The sequence below is a fragment of the Streptococcus sp. CCH5-D3 genome (assembly GCF_001556435.1).
GTDB lineage: Bacteria > Bacillota > Bacilli > Lactobacillales > Streptococcaceae > Streptococcus.
Genome location: NZ_LSIW01000113.1, coordinates 57,264 through 79,748, shown reverse-complemented (window position 1 = coordinate 79,748; position 22,485 = coordinate 57,264). Strand labels below are relative to the sequence as shown.

The window sequence follows — 22,485 nt, the reverse complement described above, 5'->3', positions numbered from 1 at the left end:
ATTGTTTCTTATTTTGAGCTATTCTCGAGCATTTCCACATAGTCAATAGCGACACATAGGGAAATGGCTAAATCGGCATAAGTATTTTCATAAACGGTAACAGTATAGGTCGATGTTAGATGGAAGAGTTCCTTTTGAATCCTAGCAACTACCTGATTTTGACTATTAAGCAGTTGAAAATCCAGGTCCCAAATATTCCCCTCTATTCGCAAGCCAAGATTATCGACATCATACTTATCACGAAGAAAGGTTAATTTTTTACGAATGTAAAAACTCGAACCATCCTGTAAATCCACCGTAAATTTGGGTAAGAGACTAATAGGCTCCTTGGTGATATGACTGATCTCACGACCATTCTCGCCAAAAATCGTAAAGGTCTTTGGAATCTTAAAAAAGGATCCTTCGACCTGGTAGGCAACTCTACCTTGATCATCCTTGATATCAAAGCGTTCACCACCCAATCGAAACTTCTGTTTGACAAAATAGGTTTTCATACGCTACCTCCAATATTGTCATACATTTCATTCAGAAAATACCCAAAGAATAAAAGACAAGACCACTAAACGAAGGGCGACGTGAACCGCGGTACCACCTTCATTCAATGAACTTGTCATTCTTATTTGTCTTTAATTGTGAACTTTGAGTAGCAAGTAACCAGATTCGTCCATGGCTCGCAGCGACCGCCATTTTTCTGTATCAGAAGCGATGATTACCAATCTCAAAGGGAAGGCTAAAAATGTCATGATATTAGAACTTTCAGCCACTCTCCATTTTAACGTGTTTTAGGTCTTAGGTCAAGCTGATAATAGCATTATCAACTCTATCTTGTGATTTATTTGCTAGAGCTTGATGATGAACTTGATGAAGCCCCAGAACCAGTCACATACTGGTCAAGAATTGCGCTAAAGGCCTTGTCTACAACTTTAACATTATATTTCTTAAGGACCTTAGCAATCACTGAGTTAGTAAAGTTAGTATCAGATTTCTTACCATTGATGATAACCTTAGTCAAATCATCCTTATAGTTTTTCCAATCTGCATTTTTCTCAGATTTTGAAACAGTTTTGACGATGTAGTAAGTCGCAGCACCAGTTGAGCTGTTTGAAACAGTCACCACGTCAGAAACGGCATTAGCATCTTGTTTGAAGGCTGCTGTCAAAACATCTGCTGGGAAGTCTTGAGAAGCTGAGTTAACTGTCTTAGAAGTCACTTCCAAGCTGTTATCTTTAGCTACTTGTGAGAAATCTGCTCCTTCTGCCTTAGCTTCAGAGTCTACTTTATCTGCCACTGCTTTATCAGTAGTTGAAACCACTTGCACCTCTGTATTTGGTGTGTAGTTATCATAGGCAGCCTTGTAATTTGCTTCCGTCAAATCTTTTTGTGCGGCTTGGTTAACAGCATACTCAACCAATTTTTGTGTACGGATTTGATTACGGTATGACTCTTCTGTTTGACCATAGGCTGCAAGTACTTGTGAGAATTGATCTCCGTATTGTTCTGAAGCTTGCTTATAAGCTTTGTCAACGTCTTCTTTGCTGACCTTGCTACCATATTCTTTTTCAAGAGCCTTTTGCAAAGTTGCACTCAAAACACTTTGTTGTGTTTGGCTGCTACCTTTAAGTGAATCAAAAACATCACCAACAGTAACAGTATCACCTTTCATAGATACCAAAGTTGTTTCTTCAGTTGTTTTGTTACCTAGAGAAACATACATAGCACCTGCACCAACGAGAGCTGAAACAGCTACAAGGGCAAGACCTCCAAGGAAGCGACCACCTGAGCTTGGTTTACCAGCATCACGTGTCTTTTTAGTTTTAGCACGTTTTGCTTTTTCTTTCGCTTTTTCACTGGCGAGGGCGATGCTTTCCTCTTCTTCTTTTTGGCGATCAAGATGCTCTTGTTCTGCGTCTTTGTCTGCTACAACCTCTTCAACAGTTTCTTCTGTTGACTCAAGGTTTTCATTTTCTTTAGCCATTCTATTTACTCCTTAAATTGTCAATATCTTTGTTATTATACCACACTTACTTAAATAATGCTTAATCTGGCAAGATAATATTTTCAGAATTTTTCCGAAGCATAAGAAGTCCGTCACTCATAGGTACCAAACTAGCAGTCAAACCAGGGTTATCTAAGGTCGCATCAAAAAGACGATGCAAACCACGGTAAATCGTACGCTGACCACGACGAACCTCCATGATGTCTTTGGCAATATCCCCCCCTTGGAAGATATCATCAAAGACAATGACACCACCTACCTTGAGACGTTTTAGGATTTCAGGCAGAAAGACGATATATTTAGACTTGGCTGAGTCCATAAAGACAAAATCATAATCAGTGTCCAAATCTTGCAAAACTTCTGCTGCATCACCTTCAACTAAGGTAATTTGTTTGCGACTGTCATACTTGGCTAGATTTTCCTTGGCAAAGCCAATCATTTCTTCATTACGATCAACCGTCGTAATCTGAGCATCAGGGGCGTACTCAGCCATAAGAAGAGCTGAAAAACCAATAGCAGTTCCTACCTCAAGGATTTTCTTAGGCTGCAAGATCTGTAACAAAAATCGGAAATAAGCAACAACTTCGTGCTGGATAATTGGAATATTTTCCTTACGAGCAAAGGCCTCCAGCTCAGCCAAATGCCCTTTATTTTCCTGAAGATGCGTTCGCATGTAATCCACGATATCCTTGTTTACTACTGGGCGACGCATGTTGTGATTTGCGTTTTTACTATATGATTTAACCATGTGTTTTATTATATAAAAAATCCCTAGCGAGTGCTAGAGATTTTTCTTATCTATAACTCAAATCCTCATCATTAGACTACTTGACGAATAACCTTCTTTTTCAAGAGGTAAGCAATAACTAAAGCTACCACGTAAAGAGCAATGAAAACAAGCAAGGTCATCTGGTAAGATTTTGTCAATTCATAGGTTACCGACAGGAGCATTGGTCCCACCAAGGCTGCCATAGCCCAGGCAGTCAGAATATAACCATGAAGGGTAGCCAATTCCTTTGCCCCAAAGATATCGCTAAGGTAGGGAGGAATCAAGGAGAATCCTGCCCCGTAGCAAGTCATCAGAACAGCCATCGCAACCACAAAGACAAGTGGAACTTGCAGGACAATTAGGAGGATAGCCATAACGATATTAACCGCAAAGAGGAGGATAAAGGTCTTCGGACGCCCAATATAATCCGACAAGCCTGCCCACAGAAGGCGACCAAAACCATTAAAGATTCCCATAACACCGACAACAACTGCTGCTGATTCCGCTGACATCCCAACCATATCTTGAGCCATTGGAGAAATAGCAGAGACAAGGGCTAAGCCACATGAAATATTGATAAACAAGATAAGCCATAACCAGTAGAAAGTTGACGATTTCAGAGCTTCATTAGCCGTAACCCCTTTGCTCAAATCAGCAGCCTGACAGTTTGGACTCTTGTCAGCCAACAGTTGTGCTTCCTCTAAGCTTGGTCGTTTAATGAATTGTGAGACAAAAAGCATCACAATAAAATAAACAACTCCCAAGATATAAAAGGTCTGCTCAACACCACGTGCCTGAATCAGATATTGGGCAATAGGGCTGGTCAAGAGCGATGCAAAGCCAAAGCCCATAATGGCAAGACCAGTCGCAAGCCCACGCTTGTCAGGAAACCACTTAATGATGGTTGAAACAGGCGTAATATACCCCACACCCAGTCCTAGACCACCAAGAATACCGTAACCAAGATAAAGTATCCACAGCTCTCCCTGAGCAATGGCAACTCCTGTTAGAATGTTACCTCCGGCATAGAGAACAGCCGACATACTTCCAGTCACTCTAGGACCAAATTTTTCAACCAAACGTCCCATGAAGGCTGCAGAAAGACCAAGACAAAAGATGGCCAATGAAAAGGCAAAAGAAACTGAAGATTGATCCCAGCCAGTCTGGGCCATAATAGGATTACGATAGATACTCCAAGCATAGGTAGACCCCAACATAAGATGGAGTAAGACACCACACGTTGCTACAAGATAACGATTGGTTGTTTTCACAAAAACCTACTTTCTATTTCTGAACACTGTTCACTTATCAATTATAAAACGTTAGGTTTTTAGTCTATCATGAATATAAACAAGGAGCTATAAATATGCTCATTAGTAATTTTCCGTAGCAATCAGGACTTGTATGCTGTAAACGTTCGTTTTTTAGATGTAAAAAGAACCACTCTTATCTAGAATGATTCTCTCATATAGTATAATGACTTTTTTAAGAAAGGTGAACACCTTTTTCAACCAAGGCTTCCAATTCAACGAGACGGTCTTCAAAAACTTTGAAGGCAGCATCCAAGTAGTCGGTATTGGTCATATCAACGCCAGCTTTCTTGATAACTTCCAAAGGATAATCTGAGCTTCCCGCCTTAAGGTAAGTAAGGTAAGCTTCTTTATCCTCCTCAGTACCGTGAACAATTTTTTCAGCTAAGTAGCTTGCTGCTGCAAACCCTGTAGCGTATTGGTAGACATAGTAATTCATGTAGAAATGCGGAATACGTTCCCACTCAAACTGAATTTCGTAGTTATCTTCAGCTTTAAGGTTATAGTATTTCTCATTGAGGTCTGCGTAAAGTTTATTCATGAAGTCAGCTGTCAAGATTTGACCAGAGGCATCTGCTTCATGGATAGCATGTTCAAACTCAGCAAATTGGGTTTGACGGAAGACAGTTCCCTTGAAACCATCCAAATAGTGGTTAAGAATAGCAAAACGTGTCTTGTCGTCTTTAACTTCTTTAAGAAGTGTTTCTGTCAAGATATTTTCATTAGTTGTAGACGCAATTTCCGCCAAGAAGATTGGGTAATCTCCATAAACATATGGTTGTGTCTGACGTGTGAACGTTGAATGCAAGCTGTGGCCAGTCTCGTGAACCAAGGTAAAGAGATTGTCCAGAGTGTCTTGCCAGTTCAAAAGCATGAAAGCATTTGTATCATAGGCACCACCTGAGTAGGCACCTGAGCGTTTTCCTTTGTTAGGGTGAACGTCAATCCAACGTTCCGTAAAGGCTGCATGAACCCCTTTACTATACTCTTCACCAAAGATTGCCAAGACTTCTTCTGCTTTCCTGAGGGATTCTTCATAAGTAAGAGCAGTTTCAGTCTCAGAAAGTGGTGTGTAGACGTCATACATCTTAAGCTCATCAAGCCCCAAGACCTTCTTACGCAAATCAAGGTAACGGTGCAAAAGTGGCAAATGCTTATTCACTGATTCCAAGAGTGAGTCATAAACACTCTCTGGAATAAAATTAGCCGCAAGTGCTGCATGACGTGCCGAATTATAGTGACGAACTTTGGCTTGGTAATTGTGAACCTTAACAACGCCTTGAAGTGTTTGTGCATAGGTATGTTGGAACTGCTCGTAAGTACCGTACATCGCTTCATAAGCACCCTTACGAATGTCACGGTCCTTAGATTCCATGAGGGTGATAAAGTTACCATGTGTCAACTCAACCACATCCCCTTGGCCATCTGATACCCATGGGAAGAGGATATCAGCATTATCCAAGACATTAAAGGTATCCGTTGGACCGTTGAAAATATCACCGGCTGCTGCCAAGAGTTCTTCAGCTTCTTGAGAAAGAACGTGATCCTTGTTTGCCAAGAGGCGTTCGAAATAGTGGTCATAAAGTCCAAGCCCTGGTTCCTCTGTTTTGAAGGCTGTTAACTTTTCAGCATCCAAGGCCATAAACTCAGGCTCAAAGTAAGCAAAGGCTTCACTCAACTGTGAATAAAGGTTTGAGGCCTTTGCTTGGTACTCTTGATACAGACCTACTGTTGTGTCTTGGTCATTTTTCATTGACGCATAGACATAGATTTTCTCCAAGCGACGCATAAGGCTCATATAAAGTTCTGTTGCCTCAAGCAAGTTCTTAGCAGAATCCAAGAGATGACCTGCATAAGCACTAGCCTTCTTCAAATCCTGAACAGTGCTTTCATATTCGGTTTCCCAATCTGCATCTGTCGCAAAAATGGTCGTCAAATCCCATGTGTATTTTTCTTCTAAATGAGTACGATTGTCTGACATAATATTCTCCTTAATTGTGTCTATTCTTTTCTATTTTAGCATAAAAGGTGGGAGGGTAGAGAGTTTGTCGATAAGAAAAATGCCTTTTTCGATAATATTTCTTAAAAAGCTTTTCAAAACCTTCAAGTGACTGTCTAATTTGGACAAATCCTTGCTTAGATTCAGGAAATCTCACTTGTGGGAAAAAATCCTGATCAGACAGACTTAACAAATTCATTCCCCTAAGATAGGCTTCTTCCTGCCTTCTCATCCACCTTGGATTTTTCCCCATTAATTCTCGTTGAATTACATGTGAGACTTTCTTTCGCTGAGTCACTTGATAGGTCTCAGCCTTTTCTGATTGATAAGGATAACGTAGAACTGCCATCAGATTTTCGGTTAAAGGCCAGATCTTAGTTAAGTAATAGACTTTCCCAAAAATATCCTCATAGATAAGATACTTAAGTCTAATTTCCTCTTTCTTCCAATCAAGCTCCCATAGATGAAATCCTATATTAGCCGTAAAATAGAGAAAGTCCCGCTGTAAGTCTGTTAAACGCCGTCCCAACCATAGGTCTTCCCCCAAAAGCCAACGCACTTCATAACCTGCTTGCTGATAGGCGCGTGTCCTCTCTCTCAAACGTTGCTGGGATAAACGAGAACACTGAACTTCTAGAGCCAGGGAATCGCCAACAAATAAATCTGCAATTTGCCCCATCTCAGACAAAACCTTTTCAATACTTACTTTTTCACCATGATTAACCAAAGATTTATATAAGGCTGCCTTAAGGGATAAATGTTGGGCCGATTCATTCTCCGAGAAGAACTGACAATCTTGCAAAGATATATGAGCAAAATGTGGACACATTACCTGCCCCTGCCTCAATAGGACTCTACCTTGACAACCTGGACAATAATAAGTTTCCTCGCGATTTAACTCAGTTTCAAGTGCTGAAACCAATTTCCCTTCCGGATTTTTTGCAATTAACACGACACCCTCCTTCATGCACTCTCTTACTTATTCGCAAAAGAATTCACAAAATAAAAAACATCTAGATGACTCTAGATGCGTCCCCCATTCAAACTGAAACTTGCTCCCTGCTGTATGGAAACTTAGGTTTATAGGTGTATTGCTTACCTTGGGATACAAGTGCCGCTCAGTCCATTTGATCTCTTTTCAATAATCTCGATACCTAAAGGAAAATCCCCCAACTTTCCTAGGAATCAGGATCTTGAAAACAGTTTCTATTCCACACGACCTTTAAAAATAGTCAATGTAGCATAGACAGATGCTCTCACAAACATCTAGTCAAATTCCGTCGCTAAAACATCATCCCAATATGCTTCTTACCTTTTTGTTCCTGAATCTCAACTTGAACTTAATCCCTCGAGTTCACGTTGTGATAAAACAATTTTTTGACTTTTTGAAATGTAAAGTCTTTATTTACTAACATTGAACCACCATTTCCCTAGGTGCAGTTCAATACCAACAAACGCAAAACCGTGTTGGTCCAAAATGGTTTCTAGTCAAGAGTATCTTATGATTGATAGTCAGTCAATCTGAAAAGCTTTCCCTCTAGCTTTTTGACGCAGAACATCTTACTGCTTACAAGATACTATTTCCTAGAAGAGTAATGGCTAAAAACGCCACTCTCAAAACATATCACCTATCAGTCATTAGGTTTAATCCACCTTCTGATAGGTATATTAGCAGTTACTGCTTTATTTTCTTTCCCTCTTCGCTTTTGAAGATTAGTCTCTACCGATTCTGCTGTTTTTGAATCTGTCGTTTGCTCTACACGGATTAAAAATACCGCTAGCTCCCGCTACGATGATGCTGATGTTTAAAATCGATTAATCTAATTTTTTTGCTGTTTAAATCTTCTCTTTTTTAAATCATCACAATGAAACATTGGAATTTGATAACTTAGAATTCCAGATTCTAAGCTAGTCTTTTTTGGACTAGGGAGTCACCCTGCCAAAAAAACAAACTCTTCCTAACACAATCTATTATACTGTATTATAATTTTTTGTCAATTAATTTATTTCATATTTTTTGAAAATAATATTTAGACCCTTGTTTTTTACATGGTTAGCTATAGAGAAAAGCCTATAATATAGGCCTTTTTACAGTTTTGAAAAAATTAGAAAATGTATATCAATTTTTCTTTTTTGAGTCTAAATCAAGTAGTTTTACTAAATGTCAGAAAATTTCCTAGCTTTTTTGGTATTATCTTAGTGTTTACGTTTGTAAGTTGAGATACCGAACAAGGCCAAAGCTGATGTCACCATAGCTGCACCTGCTGCTGCAGAAGCTGCTGTTGATTTTTCACCAGTAGCTGGGAGAGCTGGAGCTTCTTCTTTTACAGGTACTGATGTTGGTGTTACAGGTTTACCTGGTGTAGGTTCTGTTGGAGTTGTTGGTACTTGAGGTTTTGGTTTCTCAGTTGTTTCTTCAACAGACACAAAGTTTTTGTGGTAAGTAACTGATGCTGAAACAGTATTTGGAAGAACTGGTTTATTTGGTTCTTCTGGCAATTCAGGAACAACTACTGTTGAGTTAGTTGCGAACCAGTAAGCAGTTGGAACGTTAAGGTTATTTCCGCTTACGATAAAGTCCATTGGTTGGCCTTTGAAGATTGTTGCAGCAGCACCATAGTAGGCATTCTTCGTACGAGGTGTTCCATCTGGGTTAATCGCATCCCAACCTTCATCTGTGACTTCACCAGTTGTTGGATCAACTGTTGGGTCACTGTTAAAGCGTGAACCGTTAGCCACAAATTCGTTATCGTTTGTTGCATAAGCATAACCATCCTCATGCAAAGTGATTGATGAACCAGGGATTTGAACGTATTCATTACCATTCAAACCAACTTTTTCAATGTGGTTTCCAAGTTCAGTGTTCCAGTGGTTAAGTGATGAGATACTCAAAACTGATCCATTCTTAGACAAATCAAGTGGTTTCACTGATGACTCAGAATCAAAGAAGTTCAAGTTCATCTTAACATGAAGTTTTTTGTTAGTGTCGTCAGTTTGTGAACCAATGAAAAGTGTCTTCGTTGGATCGTGGTACAACTTAACAATGGCTGAACCATCTGTACTTGGTGTTTCTACCAAAGTGTAAGTTGCAACGATTTTCTTAACTGGAGTACCATTGAATGATGTTCCGTTTAGATTGTTGTATGTTACAGTCAACGTTTGACCTGTAGCCATCTTCAACCATACATCTTCAGTATATTCACCATCAGCATTGATAGTGTACTGTGTACCGTTAGCTGCACTGAAGTCACTTGGAATGTAACGAGATGTGTTGAATTGTTCAAGGATTTCATCTACTGAGTGACCTGATTGGATTGTTTTATCCAAGTAGTCAACTGAACCTGCTGAGTTTTCAACAGTCATAGTAGCATTAGATTCTGTTTTATAAATCAAGCCAGTGGCATTTTCAGCCAAGCCCTTTGTCAAAAGACGAGCTGTTGTTCCACCAGTATATTCCTTGTATGATTTTTCCCAAGCAGCATAAGCAAGAACGTCTTGGTAGTATTTGTCCAATTGTGTTTTGTAATCTGCAAGTTTTTGTTTATATTCTGAAACCGCAGTTGTCAAAGCTGTTGTTTGAACTTTGTTGTCATTGTTAGCAGCTTCGACGCTAGTGTGTTTAACACCTGCTTCTTCTGTAGCTGTGAATCCTCCTGTTGCAACAACATTTGCTTTAGCAGATGTAAGAGCTGCATCAGCTTCTTCACGAGTCAATTTATTTTCAGAAACAACTGTATTTGAAGCTTCTTGAGCATCTTTAGCTGCTTGATCTTGAACAGCTTTAACATCAGCAGAATCTTTTGATGCTGCTGCAGTCGTTGTTGCAGCTTCAACAGCGTTATCGAAGTCAGGATTTGAAACTTCCGCAATAGCTTTAGTTGTTGTTTTTACAGTAGTATCTGTTTCAGTAGTAGTTTTTTCTTCTGTTCCAGGTACTGTAGTGACAACCGCTGCATCACCTGTTGTTTTAACAAGATTAGCACTTGATTCTGCAGTCGTATTTGATACGGTTGCATCAGTATCAGTAGTTGCTGTTACATCTTTAGCTTCATCCGCAGCTGCTACGCTTGTAGCCGCGAGTCCTGCAAGCAATACGCTTGAATACAATGTTGTTTTAAATGGATTGACTTTCATTTACACTTTCTCCTTCTTGGTTAACATTTTATTAACCTATTTTCTTCACCGTTTAATATACTACCGTGATTTTCAAAATTTGGCAATAGTTTTCTGAAAAAAATATTATATATTTGCTACATGTTTTTAAAATTTGACACACTTTTGTTATAATTCAACCATCTCTTTACAATTAATTGTAATTCGTAAGGGGTTCATAGAGTTTTCACTTATTACTTTCTTACAGCCGTTCATTTTTTTCTCATAAAGGACTGTTTCTAAGATAACATATGTTTTCTACTATATTCGGGTTAACATGAAGTGACCTCTTCATTACTAAAAACACATAAAAAACACCTTCAAGACCTTGACTTTAAGCGTTTTTCGTCGTATGCTTAAAAAAAATGTTAAGAAAGTTGGGGGACTTTTCAATGACAAAAAAAGAAATGAGATTGCTGATCCTTCTTGGGGTTAGTATTATTTTAGCGAACCTTGTACTGCGTTTGATTCTTAAGCCTCTGCCTGAGAATATAGGTTATCTCATTAAAACGCTTGGCCTTATGTGTCTATACTATTTCCTCGTACAGAGACGCCTTGGATTAAAGATCAAATCGACTAAAAAGATAAGTTGGTCTGAAACCTTAGGGGTTTGTTGGTTTCTTCTTTTGGCAGATTTCTTCTATCTTTCTGCGGTTGCTTTTGGGATCAGTAAAGCACCTCACATGATAGGAACTGCCTTGGTTATTGCCTTAGGAGCCGGGTTTTTTGAGGAATATTTTTTTCGTGGACTTTTCCTTAAACTCGCCTTCCAAGATGGTATTAGATCTTCAAAACAGGTTTTAGGAGTCGTTTTCTTATCTGCCATATTTTTTGGACTAGCCCATCTTGGAAACCTCACTCACCAGCCCTTGAACGCTACCTTGTTCCAGGTTTATTATGCGACAGCTATAGGAATATTCTTTGCTGCTATTTACCTACGTACTGGTAGTCTCTGGTGGACTATTATTCTGCACTGTTTGGTTGATTTTGCCAGTGTCCTTCTCTCGCAATCAACACAGGCTGCACCAGCTACAAGTATCTGGCATTTCATTTTCTGGCTACCTTTAATTGCCCTAGGACTCTTCCTTATTCGTCCTAAAAAATTGAAAGCCATTAGATATCTTAATGACTAATATTTCAAACTGCATCCCACAAGTTAGATTTTTGGTGTCTAACCTGGGGATGCAGTTTTTCATTTATCAGCACCACATTCTTACAACTTATCTCAATTTCCATTATTACTCCTAAAACGATTTAATCATAGAAATTTCATATCAAGTCTTCATCTATTCCTATCAGAATTTTGCTGATTTTAGACTTCTCATTTTGTTATAATATGACCTACAATCATATTTTTTAAAGGGGATGCTTATGAATTTTCAACAATGTCGCTATGTTCAGACTATCGCTGAAACAGGGTCTTTTAGTAAGGCTGCTAAAAAACTCTTTTTGACTCAACCTAATCTCTCAGCATCCATCCGTGATTTAGAGGAAGAACTTGGAGTCCAACTCTTTGAACGTTCCAATACAGGAGCTAAACTAACTGATGACGGTCATGATTTTCTCAAATACGCCAAACGTATTCTTGGAGAGCTAGATCTACTAGAAGGACGCTATCGCAAATCCTTTAAGAAATCATTCACTGTTGCCAGTCACCACTACGATTTCTTGTCACTTCCCATGGCTCACATTGCCCAACGTTTTCGTAGTGATTATCAAGAATTTCAACTGATTGAAACAACAACTAGGAAGATTCTCAAAAGCGTTGAAAGCTTCGAAAGTGATCTGGGGATTATTTATCTAGATGAAGATAACGACCATATCCTAGAACGCAGTTTCCAACACATGGATTTAACTTTTACCCCACTTGGAGAGTTTGAAACCAAGATTTTCTTAGGTCGCCAACATCCCCTAGCTCACAAAAAATCCCTCAACCTCAAAGATTTAGAGGGATACCCACAGGTCCGCTTTCGTCAAGAAAGCTCTGGAATTCATTTTGACGAAGATCCTCTCGAGGTTCTGCCTGACCAACAAGTGATTTACAGTAATGACCGAGGCAGTGTCATGAATTTGCTCTGTGCCTCAGATAGTTACGCTTCTGGCCTCGGTATTGTTAATAGTTTCATTAAGGACCAAATTGTTTTACTTCCACTGAAGAACAGTCCCAAGCACACCTTGGGGTTTGTGACAAATAATAAACAGAAACAATCCGCAATTATTCAAGCATTTATCGAGGAAATTCAGGATAGCTTACTACCCCACCACTAAGGAGAAGAAAATGGAATTTCAAACACTTAACAATGGCATCAAAATACCCGTGCTTGGTTTTGGTGTCTGGCAAATTTTCGATCAAAAGGAATGTCAAAAAGCCGTTGAAGACGCTCTTTCTGTAGGCTATCGATTAATTGATACTGCTAGTCTTTATCGAAATGAGGAGGCTGTTGGACGTGCCATTAAGTCATCTGGTATCCCTCGAGAGGATATTTTCTTGACTAGTAAAGCCTGGATTAGCCAGCTCGGCTACGAAGATACCAAATTAGCCCTAAAAGAAACACTTCGCAAACTAGATACTGACTATCTTGATTTATATTTGATTCATCAACCTTTTGGCGACTTACATGGTGCCTGGCGTGCTATGATTGAGCTTCAGCATGAAGGACTTATTAGAGTCATTGGGGTTTCTAACTTCTCAACAGGACGTTTGGCAGATTTTGCCTTGCAAACACCTGTTATTCCAGCAGTCAATCAAATCGAGTTGCATCCCTATAAACAACACAAACTGATTCAGAAAGCTGATAAGGAATTCGGTACCCTAACACAAGCCTGGGCCCCTTTTCACAGAGGAGAGGATGGTATTTTTCAGGACTCAACTCTGACTGCTATCGCTGACAAACATGGCAAGACAGTTGCTCAGGTCATCCTCAGATGGCAAACCCAACAAGGCATTCTGACCATTCCTAAAAGTACCCATATCGAACGGATGAAGGAAAACTTTAATAGTTTTGACTTCCACTTAGACCAAGCAGATCTTGATGCTATTAGTAGACTGGACCGATACCCAAATGCTTATGGTCCTGATGAAAGTGTGGAACGCATTAAGCATTTATTGAAATATAGTGTATAAGAAAACGAGTTCGACTGAACTCGTTTTTCTTATACTCTAGCTCCTCTTGTGGCTTTCTTTAAGTAGTGACGGAGCTTAGGTGATATTCTCCAGTAAATAATTTTCAGTTTTAAGGAATCAGAACTCCTAAGTGCTAGACTTAGATGTCTTTCAAGCGCTTTACTCACAACCGAAGTTTAGTAAAAAACAGTTTAGCAATTCTACGAATTGAAAAACTGTTTTTATATAATATTTTACCCAATCACACTTCCGTTTGGAACAGATGGATCTACTGTCAAGACAGTGAGTTTGCCGTCATGTTCTGCGGAAAGAATCATACCTTGGCTGACATATTTTTTCATCATCTTACGTGGTTTGAGGTTAGCCACGACTTGAAGTTTTTTGCCGACCAATTCTTGTTCGTTTGGATAGAATTTAGCGATACCTGAGAGGATTTGGCGGTCTTCTCCGTCGCCAGCGTCAAGACGGAAGCGAAGCAATTTGTCTGAACCTTCGACTTTTTCCACTTCTTTAACTTCAGCAACACGGATTTCAACCTTGTCAAAGTCGTCAAATTTGATTTGGTCTTTTTCAGACTTAAGTTCGACCTCTTCTGGGTTCCATTCTTTCTCTTGAGGTTTGCCTGCGTTCATTTGAGATTGGATGTAGGCAATTTCTTCATCCATATCAAGACGTGGGAAGATTGGTGTACCTTTTGAAACGACTGTCACATTCTCTGGGAAAGCTGAAAGTTCAAGATTTTCAAGGTCAAACGCTCCTGACAATCCGAGCTGTTCCATGATGGCATTTGAAGTGGTCATCATGAATGGTTGAATGAGGTGGGCAACCACACGAAGACTAGCAGCCAAGTGAGCCATAACAGCTGCCAATTGTTCCTTGTCACCATCTTCTTTTGCAAGGACCCATGGAGCTGTTTCATCAATATACTTATTGGTACGTGAAATGATATTCCAAACGGCGTCCAAGGCACGTGGGAAATCTACAGCGTTCATTTGTTTGTGGAACTCTTCGATATTTTCAGCCACAACCTTAGCCAAATCAGCATCAAAGTCTGTAACGTTCTCAACATAGGCAGGCACTTGACCACCGAAATACTTGTTAATCATGGCAACTGTACGGTTGAGGAGGTTTCCAAGGTCGTTAGCCAATTCGTAGTTAATACGAGCCACGTAGTCTTCTGGTGTGAAGGTGCCATCTGAACCGACTGGAAGACTACGCATGAGGTAGTAACGGAGTGGATCAAGACCAAAACGCTCTACCAACATTTCTGGATAAATCACGTTTCCTTTAGACTTAGACATCTTACCATCTTTCATGACGAACCAACCGTGGGCAACAAGACGTGTAGGCAATGGCAAATCAAGAGCCATAAGGATGATTGGCCAGTAGATTGAGTGGAAACGAAGGATATCCTTACCAATCATGTGGATGATTTCGTGGTTTTCATCATTTTGCCAGAATAAATCAAAGTTACCATGCTCATCCTGACCATAACCAAGGGCAGTGATATAGTTGATAAGAGCATCAATCCACACATAAACCACGTGTTTTGGATCTGATGGTACTTTTACTCCCCAGGTAAAGGTTGTACGTGACACAGCCAAGTCTTCCAAGCCTGGCTCGATGAAGTTTTTAAGCATTTCATTCATACGACCATCAGGTTGGATAAATTCTGGATGTTCTTTAAAGAAGGCAGTCAAACGGTCTGCGTAGTTACTAAGTTTAAAGAAATATGATTCTTCAGAAACAAGCTCTACTTCATGTCCTGATGGAGCTACCCCGCCAATGACATTACCTTCTTCATCACGGTAAACTTCTGCCAACTGACTTTCAGTGAAAAATTCTTCATCTGAAACTGAATACCATCCTGAGTATTCACCAAGGTAGATATCTCCTTGTTCCAAGAGACGCTCGAAAACTTGAGCAACAACTTTTTCATGGTAATCATCAGTCGTACGGATGAATTTATCGTATGAGATATCCAAAAGTTGCCAGAGGTCCTTAACACCAACAGCCATACCGTCCACATACTCTTGTGGTGTGATTCCTGCTTCTTCAGCCTTTTGTTGAATCTTTTGGCCGTGTTCATCAAGCCCAGTAAGGTAGAAGACATCATAGTTCATCATACGTTTGTAACGTGCCAAGACGTCACAAGCAATAGTTGTATAAGCAGAACCAATATGCAATTTACCAGATGGGTAGTAGATAGGTGTTGTGATGTAGAATGTTTTTGTCATTTTAATTTCCTTTCATATGTTAACAAATGGGCTAACACTGATGATATAACATCTTATTATAGCACGTTTTGGACACTAAAAAAACCAGCTAAGCTGGTTTTAAACATTACTAGTTTTGAAAGAGCTTTTTATCCGCTCTAACATCACGTTCATAGTCATAATCTAATTTCTTCACGTCATCCTCTGATAGGCGTTTGAAACTTCTTTCTTCTGTAAGTTTGCCTTTCTTATTATAAGTAGTGACAATCAATTTATTACCCTTAACCTTGTATCGAACGGTTTCTTCAAGAGATTCTTTGTAGGATTTAACGTAAATCTTTTTACTTTCATCGTTATCAGCCTGAGTTCGATATTCACTTATTTTGTATTGATTATCTACTGCCTGGTCAATGACTTTCGAATATTCAGATAGTGACATGTTTGGTTTAAGCGTTCTAGACCAAGCATCTGGACGGTATGCTTCGTCAGTATCATAGTCTGTAAAGTCAACCAGATTGTTCCCGCCAGCTAAGGTATAAAAATAAAATTTAACATTGTTACCTTTGACTTTAACAAAATCATGAGCCTCTAGGCCACTTTCCTTGAAAGATTCCATACCATCAACCATTTTCTTCTTATCTTTATGGTAAAAGCGATAAGTTTCAAGTAGATAGGTTCCTTCAGGTATTTTACCGCTTTGCAGGTGCATAAATGCATAGCCACCAAATGAAAGTGCCACTAGAAGGATTGTCCCAACTAGAGAAACTATTATGATTTTTGCCTTCTTAGACAATCCTGTTTTAGGAGTCCTAACTTGTAAAACTGGTTGTGTCACCTGTTCTCTGAGTTGAACTTGTGGCTTGACTTTCTCTACCCTAGGCCCTTGAGAAATAAAATCGCCACTAGCTTTAGCCTGTTGGATTTCTTCCTCTGTCGGCTTACGATTATTGATTGTTTCGAAATAATCTAACCACTCTTTTTCGTTCATAAAAGTCCCCTTTTTCATTGATATTTCCATTCTACCAGAAAAAAGACTCCAAAGCTATTTGACTATTTCCATAAAAAGAAAAGCGATACCAGACTGGAGTTTTAGCTCTCCTTCTTGTACCACTTTGCTCATTTACATCATTGGCTGATTAAATTTTATCAATGCCTTTTTTGCTGCTTTTACTATCGTCAGAGCCTGATTTAGAACCACTACCATAGTCATCGCTGTAACCATAACCGTAGTCACCTCCATAACCATAATTAAAGTAATCCTTATACTCGTCGTACTGATCACTATAAGTCTTCAATTCTTTCTTATAATCTTTAATTGCATCCTTATAATCATCCCAACGCTCTTCAGCATCCCCCTTACTCATACGCTTATAAGTAACACGGGATTGAAGTTCTCCATCCTTGTCATAAGTAGATAGCGTATACTCGTCACCTTTTTTGACGTAAGTTCGTTTTTCTTTGAGAGATTTCTTGTAAGATTTTACAGATTCTTTAACGGCTTCTTTTGTAGCGTCTTTAGTGTAAAAAGAATAATCCTTAGACATATCTTTCATGAAGTCTTTGACTGTAGATTCAAGCTCTTCAACTGTTAAAACTTCTGTCTGAGTTTTATTCCATGGATCGAACTGCTGAGGGATTTCATGTTCATACTCTAACAAGCTAACATAAGGTGATTTATTGTCCTCGAGATAAGAATAGTATCTAGATCTATTATTTTTTACTTCTACAAAGGAGTAGACATCATCAAATTCATCGAAAGCATTTACCATCTTATCTTTATCTTCATCACGATAAGAATAGGCCACTACCTCATATGTTCCATCCGCAATCTTACCTGACTGATAACGCCATAATGAATAGCCACCAACGATAAGTAAAATCGCTGCCAAGGTACCAAAGACTGATGCCAAAATAATCTTAGTTTTCTTAGACATACCTTTTTTAGCAGGTACGACTTGTTGGAAGGTTGCTGTTGTTTGGGCAAACTGAGGCTGTTGCGTCATAGCAATTACAGGTTCAGCTGGTTTAATCGGTCTTTGCTCCGTCACTTGTCCATTTGAGCTAAAAATATTAGGTCGTTCAAGGATAAACTCGCCTGCTGCTTGAGCTTGAGATAACTCTGCGGGAGTTGGTTTACGACCGTTGACTAATTCAAAGTACTCAATCCACTCTTGCTGGTTCATAATAATCTCCTTTTTTATTGGTCTACTGTTCTATTGTACCAAAATAAATGGTGAAATAGTATTTGACAATTATCATAAAGACTGTAAGGTTTTTTAATAAAACATTTGGCTATGATTCTCGATAGTAAAGAGGTGCTTGGTCGGTAAGTAGTTCAACGCCAGATGAGAAAATCACTTTCCGTTTGCCAATCAAATCTACTCTCTTTTACAAATTTATATGCACCTTCGTAATCTAAATGAAGGTCCTCTGCCTCACTCGAACTCAAACGCTCAAAAACTCTTCGAGAAGAAATATTTCCGTTCGTATCATAAACATTTATTGCGAAGCCTTTAGGTCTTTTCTCGTAAGTACGTTTTCGTTTCAACATTCTTTTATAATCTTCAACACACTCACTAGTAGAAATCTCTCGCCATTTTCTAAATTGACCACCGTCTTTATTGAACTTTTGAAGATTAGAATGAACCTTATTCCCATATTCTGAGGGTGTTAAATCCTGTTTCAAAGTCCCTGTGCGTGGATCAAAAGTCTGTGGGAGCTTTTCATCGTGTTCTAATAGATCAACATCAAGCTCTCCATCACCAACAGAATAAGAATAATATTGAGCTTTCATGTCTTTCACATCCATAAAGTCTTTTAAAAATAAGTCTCCATTCTCATATTCGGGCATATTATCGATTAATTCCTTATGTTTTCCCCAAGGCGTCTCATATTTTACCATCTGATAGGTACCATCTGGAATATAGTTCTGTTGATACTTCCAAAATCTTCCCTCTCCTATGGCAATCAAAACTGTCGCAAAAAGTCCTAGAAAAACAATAATCCCAATCTTCCATTTTTTTGCCTTAGTCATACCTCTCCCCTCCTTATTGGCCTATTCTTCAATACTATTTTACCAAAAATAGAGAGGAAATCTGTGACTTGACTACCAAAGAAAAAGAGGTTGAGAACTCATACTCTCAAACCTCTTTTCATCTATTTACTTTTCAAGATCCTCAGCACCAATGACTGGGTATTCGGTCAATCCTGATACTACTTCTTTAGCCTGGTCTGATTCTTCTGATTTTTTCTCAAGATCAAACTTAGGTGCATCTTTTTCATAAGCATTAATGATATCGGCAACAACTGGGTGACGTACGACATCACTGGCAGAGAAATGAACAAAATCAATAGCCTTGATTCCCTTCAATTTCTCCATGGCATCGACAAGACCAGATTTAACACGACGTGGAAGGTCAATCTGGCTCATATCTCCATTAACAATCATCTTAGAATTAAACCCAAGACGAGTCAAGAACATCTTCATCTGCATGATGGTTGTATTTTGCGCTTCATCAAGGATAACAAAGGCATCTTCGAGGGTACGACCACGCATATAAGCAAGGGGGGCAATCTCAATAATTTCACGTTCCATTAGGCGAGTCGTTTGCTCTTTACCAAGAATTTGATAGAGGGCATCATAAACTGGACGAAGGTAAGGATCTACCTTTTCCTTGAGATCTCCAGGTAAGAAACCAAGGCTCTCTCCTGCCTCAACCGCCGGACGCGTTAGAACAATACGTTTAACTTGACCACGTTTAAGAGCTGTAACTGCAAGGGTAACCGCTAAAAAGGTCTTCCCTGTACCGGCTGGACCAATCCCAAAGACCACATCATGATTTTTAATGCTATCAACATAGACCTTTTGTCCTAAAGTCTTCACTCGGATAGGCTTACCACTATTGTCCTTGATAATCTCTTCTTCATATAAAGCAACAAACTTATCAATTGAACCATCTTGAGACATGGTCAAGGCTGCGACAACATCTGATGTGTTGACTAGCATTCCACGCTCCACTAAAACAAGGAGGGCTTGAATGGTCAAGCGAGCCAATTCAACACTTTCCTCGTCATCTCCAAGAATCTGCACACGCTCTGTTCGAGCATGAATGATAACATTTAGGTTTTCTTCGATAAGTTTTAGATGTCGCTCATTGGTTCCAAAAAGTGATAAGACATCATCTGGGTGATTTAGGGTAATTTCAACAGAATACTCTTGCAAATAGAGTTCCTCTTTCTTAAGTATTTTTATCCATTATATCAAAAAAATCACGCCAAGCGTGACTTTTTATTATTCTGACTTATTCATTAAATGACACGTGAACGTGGTCATAGTGGTTTTCAGTAACGCTACCACGGTCTGGCATTTGGTTCCATGTGTTAGCTGGTCCGTAGATATTATCTACCGGTGCGTAGAATTGTTGTCTGTAGATGACATATGAGATACCTGCATTTGAGATATTGTCTACAGCATATTGAGCGACTTGATTACCAACTTCTGAACCAACTGGTACCATAACATCAACGGCAAGTCCTTTACCATGGTCTTGTGGGTCACCTTCACGGTAACCACCGATGTCAGTAAGACCGAATTGTGCTGCTACATCTTGACGGAAAGCTTCAGCTTGTGGTTGAAGGTGTGGATCCGTTGGAAGTGTATTTGTTGATGCAGGTTGTGCTGCTGGTGCCTCTGAAGCCGCAGGTGCTTCTGATGCCACTTCTGATGTTGTTGCTGGTTCTACCGCTGGCTGTTCTGCTGGTGCCTCTGAAGCTGCTGGAGCTTCTGATGTTGCTGCTGGCTCTGCAGCTGGTTGTTCTGCTGGTGCCTCTGAAGTTGCTGGTGCTTCTGAAGACGCTTCTGACGTTGCTGCTGGAGCTTCTTCTTTTACTTCAGGTTGTGCTGGTGTTTCAGCAGCTGGAGTAGTTTCTGCTTCAGGTGTAGCTTCTGCTGACGCCGTTACATGATCGATAGCATCAGCAACTGGTTGTTCAGTTTCTGCGTATGCTGGTGCTTCTGATGCTGATGCGATAGCTTCTGTTACTTCTGAAACAGCTTGAGTTGATTCTTCTGTAGCAGGTGCTTGAGTAGCTGTTGTGCTTACTGTTTCAACTGGAGCTGTCAAGTCCGCTGCAACTACAGATTGACCATTTACAGTCACTTCGTTAGTTGTCAAATTAGCTTCTGCAACTACAGGTGTGGTTGATGTTTCTGAAGCTGGAGTTTCAACTCTAACAGAGACTGCTTGATTATCAGAATTGTAAGTTGCTGTCAAGACTGTTCCAGGGTAAATCAAATCAATGTTTGTAATTTGATTGATGTTAGCCAAAACGTTCACATCAATACCCATAGCTTCAGCGATACTTCCCAAAGTATCACCGTATTGAACTGTATAAGTTTGTTGGTTATCACTTACAGCGATATCTGCTTTGATTTGATCTACTGAACGTGCTGCCCAGTTTGAAGTTTCATCGGCATGTACGTGACTTGCAGCAAAAAGTGAAAGTGCTGCGGTCGAGTAAAGAAGAGCCTTTGTTGTTTTAGATTTTGATAACATGTATAATTCATTCCTTTTTAACAATTTTAACATCTACAATAATATCACACTTTTTGTCAAAAGAGGGGTGATTTACTACACTTTAAAGCAATTACTAACTAGTTGTAACAAGCCTAATTTATTGAAAAAAAGCTGATATATTTGTAAAAAATTGTAACAATTCATCCCATTTCAAATGGTAATTACTTTTTTAAGAAAATGCTAAAAGTCATTATGCTTATCGTAAACTTAGTCACTATTAATGGGCTAGATAATCTTCCCAAATCTGGTCAAACTGCCCTAGATTAAAAGAAAAGCTAGCTTGATCTTCCAAGTAACGACTGACTTCTTCAAAGTCATCGGTATGCTTCGGGAAGGTTGAATCTTCAAAAGCCAAATCAGCCAAGATTGCTACTGGTTCATTGGATTTAGGATTACGCTGGGCCATCAGCCAAGTATAAAAGGATTTTCTCATGCCTTCTCCTAACCGATTAATTCTGTTCCAAACTGATCTTGTTTGATTTTTTTTGCCTTCATCAGACCACCTAAAGCTTTTTTAAATTGACCCTTAGAAATACCGAAGGTTGCCTTGATATCTGCTGGTGATGACTTGTCATTAAGTGTCATAAAGCCACCATTGCTCTCTAAATAGGTCAAAATCATCTGAGCATCATTTTCGAGCATTTCAAAAGAACGTGGCTTAAGAGAAAGATTAAGAGTCCGGTCAACTTCTCTGAACCCAATCACACGTGCTTCAAGGACCTGACCTAAACGTGGCTCCGCATAACGTTCTGATGGATGGATGAAACCAAGCATGTTATTCTCTGGCAAATAAACAAAAGTTCCTGACAATTTGAGACGGTAGGCAATAGCTGGCCATTTTTGGTTTTGCATATTATCGTAAGCAGGTCCAGCCATACGTTGAAAGACCTCAGGTTCAGCAGGAAGTCCCCAAATACGGTCTTTTTTGTCAACATCGAGTTTGATGTAGAGTTTATCCCCCTTCTTAGGCCAAAGCTCTTTGAGTTCTGGCAAAACATCGAGAGAGACAACAATCTCCTTATCTGGAATTCCTACGTCTACAAAGACACCCAAATCCTTACGAACTTCAGTGACCTCTCCCCAATCATAAGAATCGCGAGTTGCCTTGATTTCCTTTTGAGTCAGACGTGATTTTTGCTTGCTATCTGTATAGGCGAAGCCTGTAACCATGTCACCAATAGCGTGTTCTCCTTCTTCTTTAGATAAAGCAAAAGTCACACCGTCCTTTTGTACAAAGTAAAATTTATCATTTTCATCAGTTACTAGGGCAGTAATGATCGTTCCAAGTAATGTATTCATCTTTTTCCTCTAAAAAGAGAGTCGGACAAGGAAGCTAACATAGT

Annotated in this window: 18 protein-coding genes; 3 read left to right on the top strand and 15 right to left on the bottom strand. The window is 39.4% G+C overall.

The genetic code is table 11. The annotated features are described in order from the left end of the window. Window positions 1–8: 8 nt before the first annotated feature. From AX662_RS07600 to AX662_RS07570, 7 genes are all read right to left on the bottom strand, one after another. Window positions 9–494 carry an LURP-one-related/scramblase family protein gene (locus AX662_RS07600; RefSeq protein WP_060972089.1) on the bottom strand — a complete coding sequence of 162 codons (486 nt, stop codon included), beginning with the start codon at window positions 492–494 and terminating at the stop codon, window positions 9–11. Window positions 495–832: 338 nt separating this feature from the next. Then, window positions 833–1,975, bottom strand: coding sequence for a peptidyl-prolyl cis-trans isomerase (locus AX662_RS07595; RefSeq protein ID WP_014633987.1), 1,143 nt, complete (start codon window positions 1,973–1,975; stop codon window positions 833–835). Window positions 1,976–2,036: 61 nt separating this feature from the next. Then, on the bottom strand, window positions 2,037–2,744 hold the full coding sequence (locus AX662_RS07590) for an O-methyltransferase (protein ID WP_060972088.1): 708 nt from the start codon (window positions 2,742–2,744) through the stop codon (window positions 2,037–2,039). Between the two features lie 71 nt (window positions 2,745–2,815). Next, window positions 2,816–4,036: an L-lactate MFS transporter gene (locus AX662_RS07585; protein WP_060972087.1), complete on the bottom strand. Its 1,221-nt coding sequence runs from the start codon at window positions 4,034–4,036 to the stop codon at window positions 2,816–2,818. Between the two features lie 214 nt (window positions 4,037–4,250). Further along, window positions 4,251–6,056 carry an oligoendopeptidase F gene (gene pepF, locus AX662_RS07580; RefSeq protein WP_060972086.1) on the bottom strand — a complete coding sequence of 602 codons (1,806 nt, stop codon included), beginning with the start codon at window positions 6,054–6,056 and terminating at the stop codon, window positions 4,251–4,253. A gap of 10 nt (window positions 6,057–6,066) precedes the next feature. After that, window positions 6,067–7,026, bottom strand: a complete 960-nt coding sequence (locus AX662_RS07575; RefSeq protein WP_060972094.1) for a competence protein CoiA — start codon at window positions 7,024–7,026, stop codon at window positions 6,067–6,069. Window positions 7,027–8,270: 1,244 nt separating this feature from the next. Continuing rightward, the gene (locus AX662_RS07570; protein ID WP_060972085.1) at window positions 8,271–10,208 is read right to left on the bottom strand and encodes a GbpC/Spa domain-containing protein; all 1,938 of its coding nucleotides are present in this window, start codon (window positions 10,206–10,208) and stop codon (window positions 8,271–8,273) included. A gap of 410 nt (window positions 10,209–10,618) precedes the next feature. Here AX662_RS07570 and AX662_RS07565 point away from each other — a divergent pair, with 410 nt between their 5' ends. From AX662_RS07565 to AX662_RS07555, 3 genes are all read left to right on the top strand, one after another. After that, the gene (locus tag AX662_RS07565; protein ID WP_060972084.1) at window positions 10,619–11,359 is read left to right on the top strand and encodes a CPBP family intramembrane glutamic endopeptidase; all 741 of its coding nucleotides are present in this window, start codon (window positions 10,619–10,621) and stop codon (window positions 11,357–11,359) included. Between the two features lie 238 nt (window positions 11,360–11,597). Beyond that, on the top strand, window positions 11,598–12,494 hold the full coding sequence (locus AX662_RS07560) for a LysR family transcriptional regulator (RefSeq protein ID WP_002885507.1): 897 nt from the start codon (window positions 11,598–11,600) through the stop codon (window positions 12,492–12,494). A gap of 10 nt (window positions 12,495–12,504) precedes the next feature. Continuing rightward, window positions 12,505–13,350: an aldo/keto reductase gene (locus tag AX662_RS07555; RefSeq protein ID WP_060972083.1), complete on the top strand. Its 846-nt coding sequence runs from the start codon at window positions 12,505–12,507 to the stop codon at window positions 13,348–13,350. 233 nt (window positions 13,351–13,583) lie between these two features. Here AX662_RS07555 and metG read toward each other — a convergent pair whose 3' ends face one another. From metG to cvfB, 8 genes are all read right to left on the bottom strand, one after another. Then, window positions 13,584–15,587 carry a methionine--tRNA ligase gene (metG, locus tag AX662_RS07550; protein ID WP_002885480.1) on the bottom strand — a complete coding sequence of 668 codons (2,004 nt, stop codon included), beginning with the start codon at window positions 15,585–15,587 and terminating at the stop codon, window positions 13,584–13,586. 109 nt (window positions 15,588–15,696) lie between these two features. After that, complete coding sequence (locus tag AX662_RS07545; RefSeq protein WP_060972082.1) at window positions 15,697–16,572, bottom strand: hypothetical protein; 876 nt, start codon at window positions 16,570–16,572, stop codon at window positions 15,697–15,699. A gap of 130 nt (window positions 16,573–16,702) precedes the next feature. Beyond that, window positions 16,703–17,749: a hypothetical protein gene (locus tag AX662_RS07540; RefSeq protein ID WP_060972081.1), complete on the bottom strand. Its 1,047-nt coding sequence runs from the start codon at window positions 17,747–17,749 to the stop codon at window positions 16,703–16,705. Window positions 17,750–17,901: 152 nt separating this feature from the next. Continuing rightward, window positions 17,902–18,600, bottom strand: a complete 699-nt coding sequence (locus AX662_RS07535; protein WP_060972080.1) for a hypothetical protein — start codon at window positions 18,598–18,600, stop codon at window positions 17,902–17,904. Window positions 18,601–18,726: 126 nt separating this feature from the next. After that, window positions 18,727–19,788 carry a PhoH family protein gene (locus tag AX662_RS07530; RefSeq protein ID WP_060972079.1) on the bottom strand — a complete coding sequence of 354 codons (1,062 nt, stop codon included), beginning with the start codon at window positions 19,786–19,788 and terminating at the stop codon, window positions 18,727–18,729. A 79-nt stretch (window positions 19,789–19,867) separates the two neighbouring features. After that, entirely contained in the window at window positions 19,868–21,121 is a 1,254-nt protein-coding gene (locus AX662_RS07525) for a LysM peptidoglycan-binding domain-containing protein (protein ID WP_060972078.1), read from the bottom strand. A gap of 238 nt (window positions 21,122–21,359) precedes the next feature. Continuing rightward, the gene (locus AX662_RS07520; protein WP_002885591.1) at window positions 21,360–21,575 is read right to left on the bottom strand and encodes a YozE family protein; all 216 of its coding nucleotides are present in this window, start codon (window positions 21,573–21,575) and stop codon (window positions 21,360–21,362) included. A gap of 8 nt (window positions 21,576–21,583) precedes the next feature. Then, the gene (cvfB, locus tag AX662_RS07515) at window positions 21,584–22,441 is read right to left on the bottom strand and encodes an RNA-binding virulence regulatory protein CvfB (RefSeq protein ID WP_021144622.1); all 858 of its coding nucleotides are present in this window, start codon (window positions 22,439–22,441) and stop codon (window positions 21,584–21,586) included. Between the last annotated feature and the right edge of the window lie 44 nt (window positions 22,442–22,485).